We start from the raw sequence: 21,984 nt of genomic DNA, 5'->3' as shown, positions 1-21,984 counted from the left end.
GGTAGCGACTCGAACCGCTCCGGCGCGGGACATCCGACTCGGCGAGTCCGGCGTGTCGAGGATACGCCTCACGAGGTCATGCGTCGAGACGCCCGATCGCCGTCCGGATGAGGTTCGAGCGGATCACCTCGAGGTGGCCGGCGATCTCGCGCGCGAGCTCGGTCGCCTTCGCCCGCGAGGTGGCGTCGCCCCGCCGCGAGACGGGCACGAGTGCCGACTCGATGAGCCCGACCTCGCGCTCGGCGACGCTCCGCATGGTGCGGAGGTGTCGCGGCTCGATGCCGGTGCGCTGCAGCTCGACGAGGGCCTTGAGCACCGAGACGCCGTCGTCGCCGTACGTGTCGGCGGCGGGCAGGAGCGAGGCGGACACCGCGTCGGCGAGGAGCATGGGCGTCGCGCCGGCAGCCCGGACGGTCTCGTCGCGGGTGTAGCGGCGCTCACGTCCGAGGATCGACGGCTTCGGCGCGTCCCCACTACCGGGCAGCACGGGGTCGCGGCCGGCGTCGAGGTCGGCCAGGTAGTCCTTGATGACCTTGAGCGGCAGGTAGTGGTCGCGCTGGAGCCCGAGGATCACCCGGAGCCGCTCGAGGTCGGCGGCGGAGAACTTCCGGTACCCACTGGCCGTGCGGATCGGGGTGACGAGCTCGCGCTCTTCGAGGAAGCGCAGCTTGGAGCTCGACAGGTCCGGGAAGTCGGGCTTGAGGCGTGCGAGGACCTGCCCGATCGTGAGCAGGTCCGGGACCGCGGCCCCCGCCCGGGCCGCGGCGGACCGCGCAGCCACTACGCGTTCGCCAGGCGCGCCAGGTCGACCCGCGACGCGTAGAAGGTCAGGCGGAACTTGCCGACCTGCACCTCTGATCCGTCGGTGAGCAGTGCTTCGTCGATGCGGGCACCGTCGAAGTAGGTGCCGTTGAGCGACCCGTTGTCCTTGACGGTGAAGCTGGTGCCGTGACGGAGGAACTGCGCGTGCTTGCGCGACACGGTGACGTCGTCGAGGAAGATGTCGGCGTCGGGGTGCCGACCCGCCGTCGTGACGTCCGAGTCGAGCAGGAAGCGAGCACCGACGTTCGGACCACGACGGACCACGAGCAACGCGGAACCGGAGGGCAGGGCGTTGACCGCCTCGCGCTCTTCCGCGGAGACACCGGACTCGGCCGTCAGGGCCGCTCCCATGTCCATGCTGAAGGTCAGTGTGGTGTCGACCAGCCGCTGCTCAGGGGTCTTCTGACCGTCCGGCTGCGGGACCACTGGTTCTGGCATCGTGGACCTCCTCCTCTTGGCGCACCAGCGTATCGGAAACGGGTGACTCCGCGGGAGCCCCGAACGGGGATGGGGACAACTCCGGAGCACGCGTACAGCGAACGTACCGTCAACGCTGGGCGCACGGACGGGAGGCGCGGTGCCAGCTGGCACCGCGCCTCCAGTCAGAGGGGACCGCAGCCTACGACGACGGGGTCGCGTCAGCCGTCGGTGCGGACTGGCCGGACGCGACGTCCGCGAGGATCTGCCGGATCTCCGAGTCCTTGAGCTTCACCCAGGGCGAGCCGTCGGGATCGCTGGTGGAGGCCTCGGGGCTGTCGCCCGTGTTCCACCACTTCGACTGGTACGGGATCCCGTCGAACAGGACCCGCTCGCCGGTGTCGTACTGCTTCGTGCCGGACCAGGCGGCGTAGGTGCCACTCGGCAGGGTGACCTGCTCGACCGGCTTCTCGCCCGGCAGGACCGGACCGACGAGCTGCCACGGCGTCTCGTAGGCGCTCAGCACCGGGTCGTCGGGCAGGTCGCCCGACGTCCACCACTTGGACTCGTAGACGTTGTGGTGCCAGACGACCTTCGTGCCCTCGAGGTACGAGGCGTCGGAGCTCCACACCGGGTACGGGCTGGTGGAGGGGTCGTCGGTCGGCTGCACGGTGGCGGACGGCTCCGCCGTCGTGACGTCGGACGCCGCGGCGACGATCCCGCCGGTGAAGCCCTTGCCGAGGACGTCCGCGAACAGGACGCCGTCCTGGTCGACGCCCGAGCAGGAGTTCGAGACGGTGGAGAGGTTCACGTAGTTCGAGCCGCACGTGGTGTCGCGGTTGAGGGACCACATCGACATCCGGCCGAGGCCACGCTCCCGGGCCCAGGCGTTGAGCTTCTTCGCGTCGGCCAGGGTGAAGACCTCGTCCTGCACGTCGTTCTGCCCGATCATCGGGGTCGCGCCGACCTTGTGCCACAGCGTGCCGTCGCCGAGCGGGGTACCGGCCCGCTCGTACAGGACGCCGAGCTGGCGCTGGACCTGCTGCAGGGTCTGGACCGAGGCGGAGTACATGCTCTGGCTCGCGCCCTTGCCCTGCCCGTAGTCCATCGTCATCGCGTTCACCCCCGCGAGGTCCACGCCGGCCTTGAGGAACTGCGCCACCGCGGTGGTGCCGTCGCTCGTCAGTCCGGACGGGGCGGCCGGCAGGGTCAGCCACACCGCGAGCGGGTGCCCCGCCGCACGGCGCTCGTCCTGCAGCTTCTTCACGGCGGCCGCGCGGCGCTCCCCCGCGGCGTGGTTCGTCAGGTCGTCACCCTCGACGTCGAAGTCGACGGTGGAGACGTCGTACCGCCGCACGACGGTGTCGTACGCCTGCACCAGATCCGAGGCGTTCGTGCACGTCGTGGCGAGCTCGTCGTTCGCGAGGCCGCCGAACGAGACGCCGACCTCGCCCTTCTGCTGCTGCAGCCGGGCGATGCGACGGTCGAGGTCGAGCTGGTCCGACGCACCCTGCAACGAGTAGAACGAGCCCCACGTCGGGGTGCAGGCGGCGTCGTGGTCGGCGACCACGAACGAGAGCATGACGTCGCGGCCCTTGGCGGACTTGACGTCCTCGAACGCGAACGTCGGGGTGGCGGTCACGTCGGTGTACGCGGCGAACCACGACTGCTGGGTCTCGGCGGCCTGCGCGGACTGCCAGCGGTCGAAGCCGACGTAGCCGGCGGCGGCGAGGGCCGCGGTCAGGACGACGGCGATGCCGACGCGGATCGGGGACAGGCGTCTGGTGGCGGACATCAGGCGGCGCTCTTCTCGTTGTTCTGGGTCGTGGGCGCGGCGGGCGCGATGGCCGTCGTGGGCGCGGCGGCGAGGCTCGTCGCGTGGGTGCTGCGCCCCGCTCCGACCACGTCGGCGTGGTGCCGGACCGGCATGCTCTTCCCGCGGTGGCCGAAGTAGAGGACGGCACGCCAGTCCTCGGTCACGGGCTCCGGCTCGGGGGCCAGGCCCCTGCGGGCACGCTTCCGGTCGGCGTGCGCGAGGCGGGCTGCGTCACGCTTCGCCGCTCGCGCCGCCGGGCTGTAGTACATCCACTTCGTGGCCCACAGCCACACGTCGACGACCGAGTTCCAGATGCCGATGTAGGCGACGATCGCGTACATCGCGAGCAGGGCGTTGAACGCCGCGAACACCGCGTTGCCCCAGTTCTGCGCCTGGAAGTCCCTGGCGAAGGTGAACACCGAGAAGACGACCATGGCGTACGGCGCGAAGACGTACAGCGCCGGCGACGCCGTGCGGTCCCGGACCTTCGGCGTGCGGGCGAACGGGATCTTCTTCGCCGTGAGCGCCTGCTGGATGCTCTTCAGGACACCGGCGACGTTCACCGGCATGAGGATCAGGTTGAAGCCGTAGATGCGGAACACGTCCGTGCGCTTGTACCCGCAGTACTTGAGGTCGCTCGACAGGAGCCAGAAGTACGGCAGGGCGGCCAGGAGCACCATCGGGCTGAGCAGCCGCGAATCGTACGGGTAGGCCAGCAGGAAGATGAGGCCGAACGACGCCCACGCGATCGACGCCATGTAGTTGACGCGGAGGGACATCTCGACGATGCCGACCCGCTCGCCCCGTGCCCGACGCTCGCGGACCTGCCGGATGTACTTCGGCAGGATGAGCAGACCGCCGTTGGCCCAGCGGCGACGCTGGACGATGAGCGAGCCGAAGTCCGGCGGGGTCGCGCTGTAGGACAGTCGCTCGGGGTAGTTCACGAGGGTCCAGCCGTGCATGCCGAGGTCGACGCTCGACTCGGTGTCCTCGATGACGGTGCGGTCCTGCACGTAGCGCTTCACCTCGAAGCCGCCGACGGTCTCGACCTCCTCGATGTCGCGGAGCGCACGGGTGCGGATGACCGCGTTCGCGCCGACCCAGAAGGTCGCGTTGTGGCGGGACATGCCCTGGTGCAGGATGTGCTGGATGTCCGTGGTGGCACCGGCGAGGCGCTCGATGCGAGTGGCCGCGCCGCGGAACGACGAGTACGGTGTCTGCGTCACGGCGACGCGGGCGTTCTCCGGCTGCTCGAGGAAGTAGACCAGCCGCAGGCAGTAGTCGCGCAGGAGCACCGAGTCGGCGTCGAGCGTCAGGATGTAGTCCGACGCGGGGACGACGAGGTCCGCGTCCGCGGGGTCGGACACGGTGCGGAGGATGGTGCCGGACGCGGTCTCCTCGAACGCGTACGCGCCGCCGAGCAGCCCGATGTAGGCGTTGAGGTTCATCGCCTTGTTCGCCTCGTCCGAGAGGTTCGCGTAGCGCTTCCGCTCGAACGTCGTGATCTCCGCCGTGAACGTCCACGCCAGGCGGCGCTGCAGCTCGAGGGCGCGGGCACTCGTCACCTCGGTGAAGGACTCGCCCGCGTCGACGGCGTCGACGATCGCGGCCTCGAGCGCCTCGGAGGTCAGGCGGAACTCGTCGGCGAGCCCGACCAGGACCTGGTCGTGGAAGAAGTGGTCGACGTGATCGCGGACCTCGTGCTCCCGGGCGTGCCGGCGGAGCCAGGCGTCGGCCCAACGGTGGTGCTCGACGAGGTTGCGGAGCCCGTCCACGCTCGCCATGGGTGCGGCGGCGGCCTCGACCTCGGCCGACAGCAGGGCCTCCTGGAACCGCTGCGACGGGGCGGCGAGCTGGTTCTGGATCGTCGTCGCGACGGCGCGGGTCCGCTCGAGCTTGTCGAGGGTCTCCGGGTCGGTCGGGAACGGGGCGTCGTCGACGAGCAGCACGACGCGCAGCGAGGGGTACTCCTGCAGGGCAGCGGACCACAGCGTGGTGGCGACGACGTCGGGCTCCTCGGCGTAGCTCGGCACGAGGACGGTCATCGGCGACTCGTGGCCCTCGGCGAAGTGCCGGTCGAGCTCGGCGCGCGGGACGCGGACGTGGGTGGCGAAGCGCTCCATCGCACCCTGGCGGGCGACCAGGTGCATCAGGGCGGAGAAGGTCAGGAAGGTGACGACCACCAGGTACGAGACGGCCTCGGTGGTGAAGCGGAAGCTCTCGGCGCCGGAGTCGAGGAACTGGCGGATGACGGTGTAGACGACGTACGCCAGCCAGAAGGCGATCGTCAGGATGATCGCGACGCGGCCGGAGACGAGCTTCCGGTCGGACGGGCGTTCGTGCAGGGTGTCGAGCGGGTGGGTACGTCGCTCGGAACCCCACTGGCGACGGCGCGCGGGAGCGCCGTCATGCAGTTCGGGCATGACAGTCCTTCGTTCCGTCCGGACCAGCGCACCATCGGGTCGGGCGCTGTCGGGGAGTCCGTTCGGTCGATCACGAACGTACGGGGACAGAACGAACGGTGCAGACACCCGGAAGGGGGGTTCTGGGCGTGCCGTGCGGGAAACCGCACGATGTTGCGTGGTGCACCGTTGGCGCGTGTCGCTGCCGCCCTCGGAGGTGCGGTGGTGCGGGTGGTCCGGCCGGTCTGCCTGGAGGCGCGGCTCGGCTCCGCCCCACCGGTCGCGCGACATGCCGCTCACGTCCGCCGAGATCGCACGATCTGCCGCCCACCGCCGCGCGGACCGACCGAACGTGCGACCTCGCCGAGGCGCCGGCACGACCCGACCCGGCGGGGCGGCGCGGGGCGGCGGGGTCAGCGGCCCCGGGCGAGGAGCCAGAGCAGGTAGGGGGCGCCGATGACGCCGGTCACGACGCCCACCGGCAGCGCGTTGCCCGGGATCGCGAACTGGGCGATGAGGTCGCTCGCGAGCGTGATCGCCGCCCCGACCGCGGCCGTCGGCCCGAGCGCGACCCGTCCCCCGCCGACGAGCCGTCGGGCGATCGGCGCTGCCATGAGTGCGACGAACGACACCGGCCCCGCGGTCGCCACGGCCGCCGCGGTGAGGCACACCGCCGTGAGGAGCAGCAGCACCTTCGCCCGGTTCGGCCGGAGTCCGAGCGCCGAGGCCACCTCGTCGCCGAGCGTCAGGACGGTCAGGCGCGACGACTGCACGAGCGCCAGCGCCATGAGCACGACGAACGCGACCGCGAGCACCCCGACGAGGTTCCGGTCGACCGCGTTCAGGCTGCCGGACAGCCAGAGGAGCGCGGTACCGGCCTGGGTGACGGTGCCGCTCGTGAGCATCCATCCCGTGACGCTGAGGCAGATCGCGGCGACGCCGATGCCGACGAGCACGACCCGGTTACCGGTGATCCCCCGACGCCAGGCGAGCCCGGCGATGAGGAGCGACACGACCACGGCACCGACGAGCACGACCGAGAACAGGGTCCCGCCGCTCGCGCCGAACAGCACGATCGCGGTGAGTCCAGCGGCACTCGCGCCCGAGGTGATGCCGATGACGTCGGGGCTGGCGATCGGGTTCCGGACGACGCTCTGCACGATGCCCCCGGCGACGCCGAGGGACGCCCCGACGAGGATCGCGCCGGCGACCCGCGGCCCGCGGAGCTGCCCGATCACGAAGTCCGAGACGGTGTCGCCGTGCCCGACGAGGGCCGCGGCGACCTGCACCGGCGACAGCGGGATCTCGCCGACGCCGAGGCCGACGAGCACGAGCGCGACGAGGACGACGACCACGACTCCGAGGACGACGAGTTCGCGACGACGCGCCGAGTGGTGGGTGTGGTGCACGGCGGTCACAGCCCCGTCACCGCCCTCGAGCGGACGAGCCAGATGAAGACCGGCGCCCCGATGAGCGCGGTGACGATCCCGACCTGCAGCTCCCCCGGGTACGCCACGACCCGGCCGATGACGTCGGCGACGAGCAGCAGTGCGGGCGCGACGACCGCGGAGAGCAGGATCGTCCAGCGGTGGTCCGGCCCGCTCAGCCGGCGGACGGCGTGCGGCACGGCGAGTCCGATGAACGCGATCGGCCCGGCGGCGGCGACGGCCGATCCGGCGAGCAGCACGGTGACGAGTCCCCCGACGGCGCGGACCAGCACGACCCGCTGGCCGAGCGAGGCGGCGAGCTCGTCGCCGAGCGCCAGGGTGTTCAGCGACCGCCCGAGGCCGAACGCGATGACCAGTCCGACGAGGACCGGCACCGCGATCACCCCTGCGGTCCCGAGGTCCTTCCCGGCGAGTGCGCCGACCTGCCAGAACCGGAGCTGGTCGAGCAGGCTCTGGCTGGTGACGAGCACCGCGGTGGTGATGGACGACAGCGCGGCGGCGACCACGGCGCCCGCGAGGGCGAGGCCAACCGGTGAGAGCCCGCGGCGTGCGACGGCGGCGATGCCGTAGACGAGGAGCGCGGCGAGTGCGGCCCCCACGAACGCGAAGGGCAGGTAGGCGGCGGTGCCGCTCACGCCGAACAGTGCGATCCCGGCGACGACGGCGAGGGCTGCTCCGGAGTTGATGCCGAGGATGCTGGGGTCGGCGAGGGGGTTCCGGGTGACGCCCTGCATGACCGCGCCGGCGACGCCGAGGGCCGACCCGGCGAGGAGCCCGACGATCGTGCGCGGGACCCGGTTGCCGAGGACGATGAGGCCGATCTCGTCGTTCCGCCCGGGGTGCAGGACGGTGTCGAGCACGGTGCCGAGCGGGATCGGGCGCGAGCCGAAGGCCACGGAGAGCGCGACCGCCACGGCGAGGACGACCACCGCCAGCACGGTCGCCCCGACGAGGCGGGACACGGAGCTGGGCGCGGGGGGCGTGGGCGACGGGGAACGCATGGGAAGTAAGGCAACCCTAACGGTTCACCCCGTTCGGCGACCCCCGAGCAAGCCCGGAGCGGCCACAGGGTTCGTTCATAGGTCCGTCATGGGAAGCGGGCTTGTACTCGTACCCATCGACACCCGACCGGGTCGTCGAGGACGACCGGAGAGCACCGATGAACGAGACCCCGAACCCCGCCGCCGGAGCCGGATCCCCCGCCGAGCACGGCGCCGCCCACGTCGACCCGTCGACGCTGCGCTCCGCGTACGCGTTCGACGGCAGCGGCCCCTACCTCTACGCGCCGGACGGCTCCGGTCCCTACGCCTACGCGCCGGACGGCCGTGGTCCGTTCCGGATCGGCAGCCCGGAGCTGCCGGGCGCGACCCTGCGCACCCCGCAGTACGGCTGGGCGCAGAGCGCGGCGACGGCGGACCACGGCCGGAAGCGTCCGCGTCGGCTCGGGCTCGTGATCGGCTCCGGCATCGCGGCCCTCGCGATCGTCGGTGCCGCCGGCGGGACCGCGCTCGGCCTCTCCTCGCAGCACACCACCACGACGTCGAGCCAGTCGCAGGGCTCCACGACCCTGCCGGACTCCGGCTCGGGCACGGACGGCAGCGGCACGAACGGCTTCACCGTCCCGGGTGACGGCAGCGGCAGCGGCAGCAGCGGCACCGACAGCGGCACCGGGACGAGCACCGAGTCGGCGGCGACCGCGGCCACGGCGGCGCAGAAGAAGGGCGTCGTCACGATCAACACGGTCCTCAACTACGACGAGTCGTCGCAGGCGGCGGGCACCGGCATGGTCCTGACCTCCGACGGCACGATCCTGACGAACAACCACGTGATCCAGGGCGCGACGAGCATCACCGTCACCGACGAGACCACCGGCAAGGAGTACAAGGCCGACGTCGTCGGGTCGGACGCCACGAACGACGTCGCGGTCCTGAAGCTCGAGGGCGCGTCCGGGCTCTCCACCGTGACGCTCGACGACGACGGTGAGCCGAGCACCGGCGACACCGTGACCGACGTCGGCAACGCGGAGGGCACCGGCAACCTCGTCGCGGCCGAGGGTTCGGTGACCGCGACCGACCAGGACATCCAGGTGCAGAGCGAGTCCGGCACCGGTACGGAGTCCCTGACCGGGCTCATCGAGATCGCGGCGGACATCGTGTCGGGCGACTCCGGCGGGCCGGTCCTCGACAGCGAGGGCGAGGTCGTCGGCATGGCGACCGCGGCGTCCTCCGGGTCGGCGGACGTCACCGGCTACGCGATCCCGATCACCACGGCGAAGAGCATCGCGGACAAGATCCTCGCGGGCGAGTCCTCGTCGACGATCACCCTCGGACTGCCGGCGTTCCTCGGGGTCGAGGTCAGCGGTACGGCGTCGACGGGCGGCGTCGCCGTGGCCGGCACGGTCGAGGGGTCGGGCGCTGCGAGCGCCGGTCTCGTCGCGGGCGACACGATCACGAGCATCGACGGCACCGCGGTGGCGAGCTCGGACGCGCTGACCTCGGCGATCCAGTCGCACTCGGTCGGTGACAAGGTGACGGTCGGCTACACCGACAGCACCGGTGCCGCGAAGACCGTGACGGTGACGCTCACCGCCGGCCCCGCCGCGTAACGACCACGCGAGCGTCGGTTCAGTCCAGCAGCGCTCGCACCAGCGACCGGTAGACGTTGGCCCAGCGGGCACAGTGTCGAGAACGCAGTCAGCCCAGCAGCGCGCGCACCAAGGACCGGTAGACGTTGGCCGGGGAGTCCGTCGTGAAGGCGGTCTCCCCGGCTTCCGTGCGTCCGACGCGCGCGAACCCCTGCCCCTCGGCGTGCACGACCACGATCGGGTTCGGCTTGCCCGGCCGCCGGAGCGACGACACCGTCCACGGCGCGGCCCAGAACCGGGCGAGCCGCGGATCGGCCTCCGCGATCGCGGCCGGCAGGTCAGGAGCGCTCTCCGCTCCGCCGGTCCTCCGGCCGAGCAGGTCCGCCCGGAGCGACCCCGTGCGGAACGGGAAGGTCCATGCCGGGCCGATGCCGAGCCTCCCGGCCAGCACCGCGACCACACGCTCGGCCGACAGCCCGGTGACCACCGCGTCCGCCTCGTCCGTCCCGTCCACGACGGTCTCCGACCAGGCCTGGAGGCGCGTGGTGCGCCCGTCGGGCAGCCGCTGTTCCAGGGTGACCGGCTGGGCATCGCCGTCCCAGGGCTCGAGGAGCGTCTGGGTGGACTCGGGGAGCGTCCCGAGGCGGCCGACCAGGCCGACCTCGATGAGTTCGCGGCCGGCGGGCGTCCGCAGCAGCGTCGGGTTCCAGCGGCGGCCGGCGAGGCTGCGGAGGGTGCGGAGCGCCTGCGGGCTGACGCGCACGCCGTCGACGGCGGGGGCGGGTGCCGGGTGCGGCAGGGCCTCGAGGTCCCGCTGCACCCGTGACGGCGCCGGTTCGGTGGCGCGGACGGTGTCGAGCAGGGCGAACACGAGGTCGTCGGTGGCGAGCATGCGGGCGAGGGGCCGCTCGATGGTGAGGTCCACGCGGTGCCGACCGGTGACGAAGAGGAGGTGCGCTCCCGCGACGTCGCCGTCCTCGTCGGGGCGGACGTACTCGACCAGGCGCGCCGGGGCTCCGGTGGTGGTCCAGGGGTCGCTCCCGATGAGCCGGAGTCCGTCGACGGACCCGGGCAGCCGCTCGAGCAGGCTGGTGTGCTCCTCGGCGATCGTCCGGTCGCTGGGACGGGAGCGGACGGTGAGCACGACGTCGTCGCCGGTGACGCGCAGGTCCGCCTGGGCCGAGTCCTCGCGACGCCACGCGTCGGGGCGGCGGAGGGTGAGGCGGGCGGTGCGGTCCTCGGTGCCGAGCGGAGCGGGGACGGCCATGGCACGAGGCTACGTCGGGGGTCGCCCGCGGCCGGGTGCGGCTCGCCGGGGCCGCGCGGGTTGGCGGGTGCGGGGTGCGGGGTGCGGGGTGCTGGGTGCTGGGTGCTGGGTGCTGGGGGCTGGGGGCTGGGTGCGTCGCACGGTGCGAGTGCGGGCTGCTCGGGATCAGGGGGCGCGGCGGGAGCGCGGCGCGGGCGGAGGCGGGACGGGCTTCGCGGCGACGACGTCGGCGAGGGCGACCTCGACGGCACCCCGGCGGGTGTCGATCACGACGGCGTCGGCGGTGCGGGCGACGAGGACCCCGAGGGCGTCCCGCGCTCCCCCGCCGTGGTGCGCCCGGACGACGACCCGGTCCCCGATCACCGCATCGCGCAGCACCCCGAGGGCGTGTGCCCGGGCGATCGCGTCCTGCCCGCTCTCCGTCACACCCCCAGCGTAGGACGCACGCCTAGAGTGAGGGGATGGCCAAGGCACGCGTGGACAGCTGGATCTGGGCGGTGCGGATCACGAAGACCCGCTCCGCCGCGACCGCCGCGTGCAAGGCCGGTCACGTCCGGGTGAACGGGGAGCGCGCGAAGCCCGCGCAACCGATCGGCCCCGGCGACGAGGTCCGGGTCCGCCAGAACGGGTTCGACCGGATCGTCGTCGTGACCGGGATCATCCTCAAGCGGACGAGCGCGCCCGAGGCCGCGAAGCACTTCGAGGACCGGACGCCGCCGCGACTCCCCAAGGAAGAAGCCGGCTTCGTCCCGATGCGTGAGCGTGGCGCCGGACGTCCGAGCAAGCGGGAGCGCCGCGACCTCGAGAAGCTCCGCGGCTACTGACCCACGACGCGGTCGGGCATCAGACGAAGCGGACGGTCTGCTGCAGCCGGTCGCGGAGCTCGAACACGTCGACCGAGCCCTCCGGCGACCACACGCCGTTCAGCACCTGGCCGAGCGCACTCCGCCGCACGACGAGCGCCGTGGGTTTGCGGGGCGAACCGACGACCTGCACGTCCTCGTCCACCGCGGAGTCGGGCACGACCAGCAGTCGCCCGGTGAACTTCACGCGGGTCTGCTTCTGCACCGCACGGGCCGCGCGGACGAGTTCCTTCACCGGGCGTTCCCCCGGTGCGAGGGTCTCCCCCGCGATCTCGCCGTGCTCGACGCGGACCGGGGCTCCCCAGTCGATGGACTCGACGGCCCAGAGCCCGCTCGGCGTGAGGACGGCGTGGTCGAGCTTGCCCTCGGCCCCGGCGTCGAGGTCGTGCCAGACCGTCACGCCGATGCCCATCTCGGCGATGATCGACGCGGTCGCCTCCTCCGCGAGGGCCTCGGCGAGCAGCCGCCGGATGTGCCGCGGCGCCGACCGGATGAGCGTGGGGTCGTACGGGTCCTCGATCGGGTCGCCCAGGCCGACCCACTCACGCTCGGCCTGCAGGAAGACCTCGCGCGACCGACCGCCGGGATGTCCGTGGGACCGGGCCCGGGGCCGTGAATCGCGACGCGCCGCCGGGGGTGCGTAGGCGTCGCGACCGGAGTCGGGCCTCCAGGCTGAGGACCCCGTCGGGCCGGACGCGCCCTGCCCGGAGGAGCCGCGCGATCCGGCGTCGTAGGCGCGGCGCGCGGCAGGCGTGCCGATGCGCTCCCACGCGATCTGCACCTGACGGAACCGGCGGGCGTCGCCGCCGAGGTCCGGGTGGGACTCGCGGGCGGCCCGGCGGTACGCGCGGCGGAGCTCGTCGTCGTCGGCGGTCGCGCGGACGCCGAGGACTTCGTACGGGGTGGCGTCGGCCGGGCTGTCGGTCATGGCCCTGCGACATTACCCGAGGCAGCGTCGGAGTCCGCCGCGTGGCGGCTGGGTGCTGCCTGCGGGCTCAGTGCGGGCTCATTGCGGGCCTGGAGGCGCGGTGCGGCCTGCGCGGGTCGGCTCGCGGACCGCTCAGGTCACCTCGAAGGCGACGGGGGTCGCCAGGAACGCACCGTAGCGGGCGGCCGCTGCCTCGAGTGCGCGGAGCGACGCGGGGTCGAGCGGTTCGAACGGCGTCACCGTGACCCGGACGTCGCGGGAGCGCTCGGTGCGGTTCCAGGTGCCGACGACCCGCCCGCGGACCACGGCCATCGGCAGGAACATCCCGTTGCCGCCGGGCACCACGCGGTCGGCGTGCCGGGGGTCGAGCTGCGCCGAACGGTCGGCGTACCCGAGCAGGTACTCGTCGAACCCGGGCAGGAGGTGCCCCGACGGGACACCCCCGCTCGGCGCCCGGTCGGCGAGGGTGAGGAGGCCGTCGCCCAGGTCCTCGACGACGTCGCCGGCAGCGGCCCGGGCACGCCGGAGTTCGCCGAGCGGCAGCTTCGTCCACGAGGCCGCGTCGGCGACGGTCGCCGGACCACGACCTCGCAGGTACCCGACGAGCACGCGGCGGAGGGCTTCGTCACGGTCGGGCACCGATGACGCGGGCGGTGCCCACTCGTCGAGCAGGACGAGTCCCTGCCCGACGCGGGCGGTGGGGCCCCACGCCACGAGGCCCTCTTGCGAGAGCTGCAGCAGCAGGTGGTAGCCGCGTCCGGCCGCGGGGTCGATGCCGGCGGCACGGTAGGCCTCGAACAGCTCGTCGCGGACGAGGGACCGACCGCCGGACAGTGCGGCGACGGTGGTGTCTCGTGCGCGCCCGAGGAGCGCGTCGTCGATGCCGAGCTCCGCCGCACGCCGGGCGATGGTCCGCAGGGTTCGTTCGGCGGTCAGGGAGAGCAGGAGCCGGAGGTCGTCGGGGCGCATCGCGTGCAGGGTCCCGCGCATCGGCCACGACCGGACCAGCTCGCCCCGGTCGAACGCGGCGCGGACGTCGTCGCGCGTCGCTCCGGGCGCACGGACCCCGATCGCCCAGAGCACCTGCCCGAGGTCCTGCCCCTGCACCGCGGTCATCCGCTCGACGGCGGCGGTCGGCCCGGCCCCGGGCACCGCGATCCCCTGCGCGGCGAGGCGCATCGTGCGGAGCTGCGCCGGCGTCGTCATGGCACCAGCATGCCCGGCACCACCGTCAGGCGACGGCGGCGGTGATCTCGCCGGCGTGCTCCTCGATGTACTCGACGTCGGCCCGGTACAGGTCGGCGTGCCCGTGCGCGAGGTCGCTGACGAACTTGGGGTTGCCCGCCGCCGCCTCGGTCTCGATGGTCGTCACCAGCGCGACGAGCGAGCCGGTGATCGTCTCGGCGAGGACCGCCCGCGACCGGGCGTCGAGCTCGTAGGCACGGCAGAACTCCGCCGCACGGTCGAGTCGTTCGTCGAGCGACGGCGCGGTCGACCCCTCGACGACGCCGGTCGTGAACGGGGCGAACCGGTACACGGCACTCGCGACGTCCCACACCCGCGGCCCGGGGTGGGCGGTGTCGAAGTCGATGAGCCCGACCGCGGCGATGCCGTCGTACACGCAGTTGTACGGGGCGAAGTCGCCGTGCACGATCGTCTCGACGGGCAGCCGGTCCGCCTGGGACCAGACGTCGCGGGACGGGTCGCGCGGGAAGGTCGCGGCGGCGTCGTGGTAGTGCCGGAGCAGTCGTGCGGTCGTGACGAGGGCGGCCTCGCTGGCGACGTCGCTGGTCCACGGGTACTCCCCCGCGGTGCCGGGCACGAAGGACACCGTCTCGAGGGTGTCGCCGTGCTCGATCGGTTCGGGAGCCGCGACGAACCCCTGTTCGTGCAGGTGGGCGAGCAGCCGGTGCACGGTCGGTGTCCACGGCCCGGCCGGGCGGTGCACACGATCGTCGGCCCTGGTGATCCGCTCCATCGGGTCCTCCTGTCGTCCACGTCTCCGTTGACGTGGTGGTCCAGCGTATCCGCGGACGGCCGTCGGTGTCCCGGTTGTCTTCAGCAACACCGCGTGTCGCATCCGCATGCACCGTTGCATGCAAGGCGTAGGATCACTGATCGTGAGCATCCCCGTCACCAGTCAGGCCGCCTCCGACCGGGCCTACGAGCACGTCAAGCGCGCGATCATCCGCGGCGACCTGCCCGGCGGTTCCGCCATCAGCGAGAACGCCCTCAGTCAGGAGATCGGCGTTTCCAGGACACCCGTGCACGAGGCGTTCCTGCGCCTCGCCGCCGAGGACCTGCTCACCCTCGAGTCCCGGAAGGGTGCCGTGGTCCGGCCGATGTCCCCGAACGAGGCGGCGGACGTGCTCGAGATGCGGGAGGCGATCGAGTCGACGGCGGCGACCCGCGTCGTGACCGACGGCCGCGTGGCGGACGTCACCCCGAGCCTCCAGGCCATGCTCGTGGAGCAGGAACAGGCGGTCGCGACCGGTGACGTCGACCGGTTCGTCGAGGTGGACGCGGAGTTCCACGGAGCCGTCATCGGCGCGTCGCGGAACGCGATCGCCGTCATGTTCGCGCGCACCCTGCGGGACCGGCAGCAGCGGCTGCGGCACCACCTCATGCGGCTGCAGCCGTCACAGCTCCAGGCGTCGCTCGAGGACCACCGCGCCCTCGCCGCCGCACTCGAGGCCGGGGACGCCGCCCGCTACGCCGAGGTGCTCAGCGCCCACGTCGCGTCGCACCGGGGCGCCCTGTGAGCGCGGGGACCGACTCGATCGCCGTCCCGAACGTCCGCGTCCTGCCGTGGGTGGCGGTCTGGGGCGCGGTGTTCGTCAGCTCGTGGGGCGGCAACCAGTTCTCGCCGCTCCTCCTGATGTACGAGGAGCGGGCGCACTACTCGTCGTTCCTCGTCACCGTCTTCCTCGGCGTGTACGTGCTCGGCCTCGCGCCGGCGCTCCTCGTCGCCGGGTCGCTGTCGGACCGGCACGGACGCCGGCCGCTCATGCTCGTGGGCATCGCCTCGGCGGTCGTCGGGAGCGGGCTGCTCGCGTTCGGCCCGCTCGGCGCCGGGTTCCTGATGGCCGGACGGCTGTTCTCCGGGATCACGGTCGGCATCGCGATGGCGGTCGGCAACAGCTGGGTGAAGGAGCTCTCGCAGGGACGGTTCGACCCGTCCGCCGACGCCGGGTCCGGCGCACGTCGGGCCTCGCTCGCGTTCACCCTCGGGTCGGCGTCGGGCGCCCTCGTCGCCGGGCTCATCGCGCAGTGGGGTCCGATCCCCGAGGTGCTGCCGTTCCTCGTGCACATCTGCGTCGCGGTCCCCTTCGCCGTCGTCGTGTGGCGGACGCCGGAGACGAACCGGGCCGGCGGGCTGCCGGGGCCCTGGTGGCGCCAGCTCGCCGTGCCGAGTGCCGGGCACCGACGGTTCACGCGCGTGGTGCTCGTCGCGGCGCCGTGGATCTTCGGCTCGGCGGCGATCGGCTACGGGTACCTGCCGACGAAGCTCGCCGGTGCCACCGGGACGTGGGGGCTCGTGTTCGCGACCGCCACGACCGTGGTCGCCCTCGGGGTGTCCAGCGCCGTGCAACCCCTCGCCGCGCGGGTGCACTCCCTGCTGTCGGCGCGCGGCATCCTGACCGCCGTCGCGCTCATGACCGTCGGCATCGCCGTGGTGGTCGTCGCGATCCAGCTGCAGTCCGTGGCGATCGGCCTGGTCGCGAACGTGGTGATCGGACTCGGCATCGGGATCGCGCTGGTGTCGTCGCTGCTCGAGGTGCAGCGGATCGCCGGGCCGCGCGACCTGGCCGGGCTGACCGGGGTGTTCTACGCCGTCGCCTACGCCGGGTTCCTGGCGCCGGCGGTCATCGCGGCGATCGCGAACGTCGTCGCGGTGCCGCTCGTGCTGTGGGTGGTCGTCGGCCTCGGGGTGCTGTCGTGGCTCGTGATCGCGGTGTCGTCGCGGCGGCACATCCCGGCGTAGCGCGGTGCGCGGTGCGCGGTGCGCGGTGCGCGGGGCGAGGCGCGGGGCGCGGGGCGCGGTGCGCGGTGCGCGGTGCGCGGTGCGCGGTGCGGGCGCCTAGAGCTGGTCGCGGAGCCAGCCCGGGCCGCGCACGGTAGCGCCGAGCGCCTCGACCCGCGCCCGGAGCTCACGGTCGGCCGTCACGACGACGACGGGTGCGTCGCCGGCCTCGACCGCTGCCCGTGCGGCCTCGACGATCGCGTCGTCACCCGAACCCGGCGCCCGCACGACGTCGATCCGCCCGGACTCCGCGTCGGGAGCAGCAGCCGCCGCCCGCGCCTCGCCCTCGAGCACCACCGTCCACCGCGGCCACCACCGGTCGAACGGCAGCTCGAGCTCCGCCGCCGGCACCCCCACCTCGGCGAGCGCCGTCACCCGCCCGAGCAGCCGCGTCGCCGCACCCGCCCGGTCCTTCCACCAGCCGTCCGGCACGCTGCCGACCACGTTCGCGGCGTCGACGACGACGTGCGGCGTGGTCGTGATCCGGGCGCGCAGTGCCGGCCACGACGCCCCGAACCCGGGGTGCAGGGGCAGGTCGTCGACGTCATCGACGGGGACCCAGGCGAGCTCGAGGCTCTCGCGGTCGGCGATGACCGGTTCGAACGGCCGGGAGGCCCGCCCCACCACCGTCGTGTACGTCCAGAAGCCGAGGTCGAGCACGGCCGTGTGGCGCAGGTCGACGCCGTCGTCGGGCACCCCCGCTTCTTCCGCGGACTCGCGGAGTGCGCCCGTCACCGCGTCCTCGCCCAGGTGGCGGGCGCCCCCGGGGATCCCCCACGTGCCGCCGTGGTGGCTCCACTCGACGCGGTGCTGCAGGAGTACACGTCCGGAGCCGTCGTCGACGAGCAGTCCGGCGGCGCCGAAGCGTCCCCAGGCCTTGGTGCCGTCGGGGCCGACCGCCCAGGCGTCGCCGGGGTCGCGGGGGCCGGGAGGCGGCCCGGGAGGCGTGGAGTCTGGCACACCGCAAGCTTTCCACACGGGACCCACGACGGGCCTCGGAGTGGTCACCGGACGTCGTGTACGGTGTCGCTCGAGACACGGGGTGCCGCAACCAGCGGCTGAGATCACACCCGTCGAACCTGCTCGAGCTCGTACTCGCGAAGGGATCGTCCATGAACACTGCTGCGCCCGTACCGCCCGCCTCCGGAAGGCCGCCGGTGCCTGCCGCCGGAAGGCCGACGGTGCCCGACCCTGACTGGGCCGACCGCACGGCCACGCTCCTCGAGGCCGTCCGGACCCGTGGCCCCCTGGTGCACTGCATCACGAACACGGTGGTGCAGAACGTCACCGCGAACGTGCTGCTCGCGCTCGGCGCCTCGGCCGCGATGGTCGACGTCGTCACCGAGGCCGGGCCCTTCGCCCGGGTCGCCGACGCCCTGCTGGTGAACACCGGCACCCCGCACGCCGAGCCGCGCGCCGCGTCCCTCGAGGCCGCCGCGGCCGCGGTCGACGCGGGCATCCCGTGGGTCCTCGACCCGGTGGCGGTCGGATCGTTGCCGGTCCGGACCGCGCTGGCCCGCGACCTGCTGGCGCTCGGGCCGACGGTGCTCCGCGGCAACGCCTCCGAGGTACTCGCCGTGCTCGGTGCGTCCGCCGGTGGTCGCGGCGTCGACAGCACCGTGGGCACGGAGGACGCCCGTGACGCTGCGGTGGCCGCCGTGTCCGGTCTCGACCCGGCCGGGAGGCACGTGGCAGCGGTGGCCGTGTCGGGTCCGGTCGACCTCGTGGTCGGCTCCAGGGCCGTGGGCACCCCCGGTGTGCCGGTCCGGGTCGCGAACGGCACGGAGCTCCTCACCCGGATCACCGGCGGCGGCTGCGCGCTCGGCGCGGTGATCGCGGCCTGCTCGTCGGTGTGTCCGGACGACCCGCTCGCCGCCGCGGTGACCGGGACCGCCGTGCACACGATCGCCGCGGAGCTGGCCGCTCGTGACGCCGGCGGCCCGGGCACGTTCCAGCCCCTGTTCCTCGACCGGCTCGCGTCGCTGTCGCCCGAGGACGTCGTCCGCGAGGCGCGCATCACCGAGGAGCGTGCGGCATGACCGACGTCGGGGTCTACCTCGTGACCGACGGCGTGCTCTGCGACCGGCACGGTGTCGGTGTCCTCGGGGTGGTCCGGGCCGCGGTGCACGCCGGCGTCCGGATCGTGCAGGTGCGCGACAAGGACGCCTCGGCGCGGGACCTGCTCGCGCTGACCTCGGCGGTGGCCGACACCGTGGGCGACCGTGCCCTCGTGGTGGTCGACGACCGGCTCGACGTCGCCCTCGCCGCGCGGCGCGCCGGGCACCGGGTCGCCGGGGTCCACCTCGGGCAGTCGGACGTGCCGGTCGAGGCCGCGCGGGCGCTCCTCGGGCCGGAGGCCCACGTCGGACTCACCGCGAACACGCCGGAGCACCTCGCGGCCGTCGCCCGACTCCCCCGTGGGACCGTCGACCTGCTCGGCGTCGGCGTCGTGCACCCGACCTCGACGAAGCCCGACCACCCGCCGGCGCTCGGGCACGACGGGTTCGCCCGGCTCGCGCGGACCGCCCGCAGCACCGGGGTGCCGTGCGTCGCGATCGGCGGTGTGACGCTCGACGACGTCCTGCCGCTCCGCGCTGCCGGTGCCGCGGGCGTCGCGGTGGTGTCCGGCATCTGCGCCGCCGCGGACCCCGGTGCCGCCGCTGCCGCGTACGTCGCCGCATGGGCCGACCACCTGCCGGAGCCGGGCCGGTCCGACCCGGGTGATCCGCGCCTCCAGGCAGTGGACACCGGCCACGGGGCGGACGCATGAGCGCGACGCAGGTCCCCCGTGTGCTCAGCATCGCGGGGACGGACCCGACGGGTGGTGCCGGGCTGCAGGCCGACCTCAAGTCGATCGCCGCGCACGACGGGTACGGGATGGGGGTCGTGACGGCGCTCGTCGCGCAGAACACGCACGGGGTCCGGTCGGTGCACGTGCCGGACGTGGCGTTCCTGCGGGAGCAGCTCGACGCGGTGTCGGACGACGTGACGATCGACGCGGTGAAGATCGGGATGCTCGGGACCGCTCCGGTCGTCCGGGGCGTGACGGACTGGCTGCGGGTGCACCGGCCGCCCGTGGTCGTCGTGGACCCGGTGATGGTGGCGACGAGTGGCGACCGGTTGCTCGACGAGGACGCCGCGGCGGCGACGGCGGAGCTGTTCCGGCTCGCCGACCTCGTGACGCCGAACCGTCCGGAGTTGGAGGTGCTCGCGGGGCTGGCAGGCGGCGCGGGGCTGGCCGGCGCGGCGGGGCCGGGTGGCGTCGCGGGGTTGGCTGGCATCGTGTCGGGCGGCGGTGCTGCGCTCGACGCCGCGGTCCTGGTGGCGCGGACGTGGGACGTGCTCGTGCTGGCCAAGGGCGGGCACGACGACGGGGACACCTCGGAGGACGTGCTCGTGTCGGCGGACGGCGTCGTGCGCACCTTCACGGCGCGGCGGATCGCGACGGCGAACACGCACGGCACGGGCTGCTCGCTGTCGAGCGCGATCGCGACCCGGATGGCCCGCGACGGTGACTGGGAGCTCGCGATCGGCGGTGCGAAGGCGTGGCTGACCCGCGCGCTCGAGGGTGCCGACGCACTCCGGGTCGGGACGGGCAACGGGCCGATCGACCACGGCGCGGCGATCCGCGACGCACTGCCGACACCGTCGTGGACCGACCGGTGGTGGGACGACGTCGCCGGTGTGCTGCGCGCGACGATCGACTGCGCGTTCCTGGTCGGGCTGCGGGACGGCACGCTCGACCCCGCCGTGTTCGCGATGTACCTCGCCCAGGACGTGCACTACCTCCGGGCGTACGAGCGGCACCTGTCCACCCTGGCCGCGTGGTCGACCGGTGCCGCGGCGGCGTTCTGGGCGGCCTCCGCCGAAGGCTGCGCCGACGAGGCCCGCGACCTGCACCACCGCCGCCTGGCCGGTTCGCACGCCGACGACCCCGTGCACCCGACGTGCGCGGGGTACCTCGCCCACCTGCAGTCGTCCGCGGCGTCCGGGTCGCCGGGGGTCCTGGCGGCGGCGGTGCTGCCGTGCTTCCGGGTCTACGCCTGGGTCGGGACGCAGCTCGGCGCCGCGCCGGCGGGGCACCCGTTCGCGGACTGGATCGGGGCGTACGGGGATGCCGGGTTCGCGGAGGCCTCGGCTGCCGCGACCGCGGAGGTCGAGCGGCTCGCGGCGGCGGCGGACCCCGAGGAGCGCGGGCGGATGACGCGCGCGTTCCGCCGGTCGGCTGAGTGGGAGCTCGCGTTCTTCCGGATGCCGACGGCGGCGGCCGCGCCGCAGGGAGCCGAGTTTTCGGCCTGAGCGACACTTCTCGCGCTCGTGGACCCGTGAACTGTCGCTGACCCCGAAATCCGGCTCGCGCCCGCACGCCCGCACGGTGCGCACCGTGCGGGTGTCAGCGCGGTGAGAGCCGGACGAGTTCGACGGACAGGTCGGTGCCGTCGACGGTGCCGCGCATCCAGGTGTGGTCGGGCTGGCGGCGGCGATCGGTCGGCGAGCCCGGGTTGAGCAGACGCAGGCCCGAGGGCGCGACGGTGTCCCACGGGATGTGCGAGTGGCCGAAGACCAGGACGTCGGTGTCCGGGTACTCCGCGTCCATCCGGCGTTCGCGGCCGGTCGAGGCGCCGGTCTCGTGGACGAGCGCGACGCGGAGCCCCTCGACGGCGAAGCGGGCGACGAGCGGCAGACGGTCGTCGAACTCGGGGCCGTCGTTGTTGCCGCGGACGCCCTCGAACCGGCGCGAACGGCCCGCGACGGCGTCGAGCGTGGCGAGGTCCACCCAGTCGCCGGCGTGCACCACGAGGTCGGCGGCGTCGATGTCCGACCACAGTCCGGGCGGCAGGTCCTTCGCTCGCTTCGGCAGGTGGGTGTCCGAGAGCAGGACGAACGCGGTGCTCACTCGGTGCGCTGCGGCATCGGCAGGCCGGCCTCGTCCGCTGCCCCGAGCCGTTCCAGCAGGCCGGCGAGCAGCGCGATGTCGTCGTCCGACCAGCTGGCGAGCCGCTCGTCGAGGGCGTCGCGGTGCAGTTGCACGGACCGTTCCAGGGCGGCGCGGCCGGCGTCGGTGGCCTCGAGCGGCTTCGCGTTGCCGGAGCCCCCGTCGGTCGTCCGGATCAGCCCGGCGGCGAGCAGCCCGGACAGCTGCCGCGAGATGGTCGACCGGTTGAGGCGCAGGTACCGGGCGATGTCGATCGCCATGCAGCCGCGGTGCAGCACGACGAAGTCGACGAGGGACTGGTCCACGACGCTCAGGATCGACTCGGAACCACGCGCCCGGATGCTCGCTCGACGGGTGATGCGCGCGAGTTCCGTGTAGGCGCGCCCGATGTCGCTGTTGCGGACATCGGGCTTCGGCTCGCTCATCGGGTGACTCCAGCCTGTCAGCGCCGGCACCGGCCGGCGGATCGGTCCCGCA

Annotated in this window: 21 protein-coding genes and 1 riboswitch; of the genes, 7 read left to right on the top strand and 14 right to left on the bottom strand. The window is 73.6% G+C overall.

The genetic code is table 11. The features are described from left to right. Window positions 1-76: 76 nt before the first annotated feature. The 6 genes from ftsR to EDF64_RS12390 form a co-directional block, all read right to left on the bottom strand. Window positions 77-781, bottom strand: a complete 705-nt coding sequence (gene ftsR / locus EDF64_RS12415) for a transcriptional regulator FtsR (protein WP_133520304.1) — start codon at window positions 779-781, stop codon at window positions 77-79. Next, window positions 781-1,260 carry an FHA domain-containing protein gene (locus EDF64_RS12410; RefSeq protein WP_071292794.1) on the bottom strand — a complete coding sequence of 160 codons (480 nt, stop codon included), beginning with the start codon at window positions 1,258-1,260 and terminating at the stop codon, window positions 781-783. Before EDF64_RS12410 ends, ftsR begins: the two co-directional genes overlap by 1 nt. A gap of 181 nt (window positions 1,261-1,441) precedes the next feature. After that, window positions 1,442-3,034 carry a chitinase gene (locus EDF64_RS12405; protein ID WP_133520303.1) on the bottom strand — a complete coding sequence of 531 codons (1,593 nt, stop codon included), beginning with the start codon at window positions 3,032-3,034 and terminating at the stop codon, window positions 1,442-1,444. Then, window positions 3,034-5,478, bottom strand: coding sequence for a glycosyltransferase family 2 protein (locus EDF64_RS12400; RefSeq protein ID WP_133520302.1), 2,445 nt, complete (start codon window positions 5,476-5,478; stop codon window positions 3,034-3,036). The genes EDF64_RS12405 and EDF64_RS12400 overlap by 1 nt, the downstream gene beginning before the upstream one ends. Window positions 5,479-5,870: 392 nt before the next feature. After that, the gene (locus EDF64_RS12395) at window positions 5,871-6,875 is read right to left on the bottom strand and encodes a FecCD family ABC transporter permease (RefSeq protein WP_243736376.1); all 1,005 of its coding nucleotides are present in this window, start codon (window positions 6,873-6,875) and stop codon (window positions 5,871-5,873) included. Beyond that, entirely contained in the window at window positions 6,872-7,906 is a 1,035-nt protein-coding gene (locus EDF64_RS12390) for a FecCD family ABC transporter permease (protein ID WP_133520301.1), read from the bottom strand. Before EDF64_RS12390 ends, EDF64_RS12395 begins: the two co-directional genes overlap by 4 nt. A gap of 101 nt (window positions 7,907-8,007) precedes the next feature. On the opposite strand from EDF64_RS12390, the gene EDF64_RS12385 reads away from it, so the two are divergent. Further along, window positions 8,008-9,510, top strand: a complete 1,503-nt coding sequence (locus EDF64_RS12385) for a trypsin-like peptidase domain-containing protein (RefSeq protein WP_243736374.1) — start codon at window positions 8,008-8,010, stop codon at window positions 9,508-9,510. A gap of 88 nt (window positions 9,511-9,598) precedes the next feature. Here EDF64_RS12385 and EDF64_RS12380 read toward each other — a convergent pair whose 3' ends face one another. Further along, on the bottom strand, window positions 9,599-10,756 hold the full coding sequence (locus EDF64_RS12380) for a hypothetical protein (protein ID WP_133520300.1): 1,158 nt from the start codon (window positions 10,754-10,756) through the stop codon (window positions 9,599-9,601). Window positions 10,757-10,921: 165 nt separating this feature from the next. Further along, on the bottom strand, window positions 10,922-11,182 hold the full coding sequence (locus EDF64_RS12375) for a hypothetical protein (protein WP_243736373.1): 261 nt from the start codon (window positions 11,180-11,182) through the stop codon (window positions 10,922-10,924). Between the two features lie 35 nt (window positions 11,183-11,217). Here EDF64_RS12375 and EDF64_RS12370 point away from each other — a divergent pair, with 35 nt between their 5' ends. Continuing rightward, window positions 11,218-11,580, top strand: a complete 363-nt coding sequence (locus EDF64_RS12370) for an RNA-binding S4 domain-containing protein (protein ID WP_133520299.1) — start codon at window positions 11,218-11,220, stop codon at window positions 11,578-11,580. Between the two features lie 19 nt (window positions 11,581-11,599). On the opposite strand, the gene EDF64_RS12365 is transcribed toward EDF64_RS12370, so the two are convergent. From EDF64_RS12365 to EDF64_RS12355, 3 genes are all read right to left on the bottom strand, one after another. Next, the gene (locus EDF64_RS12365) at window positions 11,600-12,547 is read right to left on the bottom strand and encodes a J domain-containing protein (protein ID WP_133520298.1); all 948 of its coding nucleotides are present in this window, start codon (window positions 12,545-12,547) and stop codon (window positions 11,600-11,602) included. Window positions 12,548-12,679: 132 nt separating this feature from the next. Then, entirely contained in the window at window positions 12,680-13,753 is a 1,074-nt protein-coding gene (locus tag EDF64_RS12360) for a winged helix DNA-binding domain-containing protein (RefSeq protein ID WP_133520297.1), read from the bottom strand. A 25-nt stretch (window positions 13,754-13,778) separates the two neighbouring features. Further along, window positions 13,779-14,525: a phosphotransferase enzyme family protein gene (locus EDF64_RS12355; RefSeq protein WP_133520296.1), complete on the bottom strand. Its 747-nt coding sequence runs from the start codon at window positions 14,523-14,525 to the stop codon at window positions 13,779-13,781. Window positions 14,526-14,667: 142 nt separating this feature from the next. On the opposite strand from EDF64_RS12355, the gene EDF64_RS12350 reads away from it, so the two are divergent. Beyond that, window positions 14,668-15,309: a GntR family transcriptional regulator gene (locus tag EDF64_RS12350; protein ID WP_208108900.1), complete on the top strand. Its 642-nt coding sequence runs from the start codon at window positions 14,668-14,670 to the stop codon at window positions 15,307-15,309. Then, window positions 15,306-16,532: an MFS transporter gene (locus tag EDF64_RS12345; protein ID WP_133520294.1), complete on the top strand. Its 1,227-nt coding sequence runs from the start codon at window positions 15,306-15,308 to the stop codon at window positions 16,530-16,532. The genes EDF64_RS12350 and EDF64_RS12345 overlap by 4 nt, the downstream gene beginning before the upstream one ends. A 96-nt stretch (window positions 16,533-16,628) precedes the next feature. Here the strand turns inward: EDF64_RS12345 and EDF64_RS12335 are convergent, their stop codons facing one another. Then, entirely contained in the window at window positions 16,629-17,531 is a 903-nt protein-coding gene (locus tag EDF64_RS12335) for an NUDIX domain-containing protein (RefSeq protein ID WP_133520292.1), read from the bottom strand. A gap of 68 nt (window positions 17,532-17,599) precedes the next feature. Further along, a riboswitch (TPP riboswitch) is annotated at window positions 17,600-17,695 on the top strand. 57 nt (window positions 17,696-17,752) lie between these two features. On the opposite strand from EDF64_RS12335, the gene thiM reads away from it, so the two are divergent. From thiM to EDF64_RS12320, 3 genes are read left to right on the top strand one after another with little or no spacing between them, the layout of a single operon-like run. Further along, window positions 17,753-18,610, top strand: coding sequence for a hydroxyethylthiazole kinase (thiM, locus tag EDF64_RS12330; RefSeq protein WP_243736372.1), 858 nt, complete (start codon window positions 17,753-17,755; stop codon window positions 18,608-18,610). Then, complete coding sequence (gene thiE, locus EDF64_RS12325; protein WP_133520290.1) at window positions 18,607-19,341, top strand: thiamine phosphate synthase; 735 nt, start codon at window positions 18,607-18,609, stop codon at window positions 19,339-19,341. Before thiM ends, thiE begins: the two co-directional genes overlap by 4 nt. Then, entirely contained in the window at window positions 19,338-20,870 is a 1,533-nt protein-coding gene (locus EDF64_RS12320) for a bifunctional hydroxymethylpyrimidine kinase/phosphomethylpyrimidine kinase (RefSeq protein WP_133520289.1), read from the top strand. The genes thiE and EDF64_RS12320 overlap by 4 nt, the downstream gene beginning before the upstream one ends. 94 nt (window positions 20,871-20,964) lie before the next feature. Here EDF64_RS12320 and EDF64_RS12315 read toward each other — a convergent pair whose 3' ends face one another. Continuing rightward, window positions 20,965-21,468 carry a metallophosphoesterase family protein gene (locus EDF64_RS12315; protein ID WP_133520288.1) on the bottom strand — a complete coding sequence of 168 codons (504 nt, stop codon included), beginning with the start codon at window positions 21,466-21,468 and terminating at the stop codon, window positions 20,965-20,967. Continuing rightward, a complete protein-coding gene (locus EDF64_RS12310; protein WP_071292780.1) occupies window positions 21,465-21,932 on the bottom strand; it encodes a MarR family winged helix-turn-helix transcriptional regulator in 468 nt (155 codons plus the stop codon). Before EDF64_RS12310 ends, EDF64_RS12315 begins: the two co-directional genes overlap by 4 nt. Window positions 21,933-21,984 lie beyond the last annotated feature (52 nt).

Source organism: Curtobacterium flaccumfaciens, from assembly GCF_004361695.1.
Classification (GTDB): domain Bacteria; phylum Actinomycetota; class Actinomycetes; order Actinomycetales; family Microbacteriaceae; genus Curtobacterium; species Curtobacterium flaccumfaciens_B.
The sequence above is the reverse complement of the archived record's forward strand: the minus strand, read 5'-3'. Positions and strand labels throughout refer to the sequence as shown.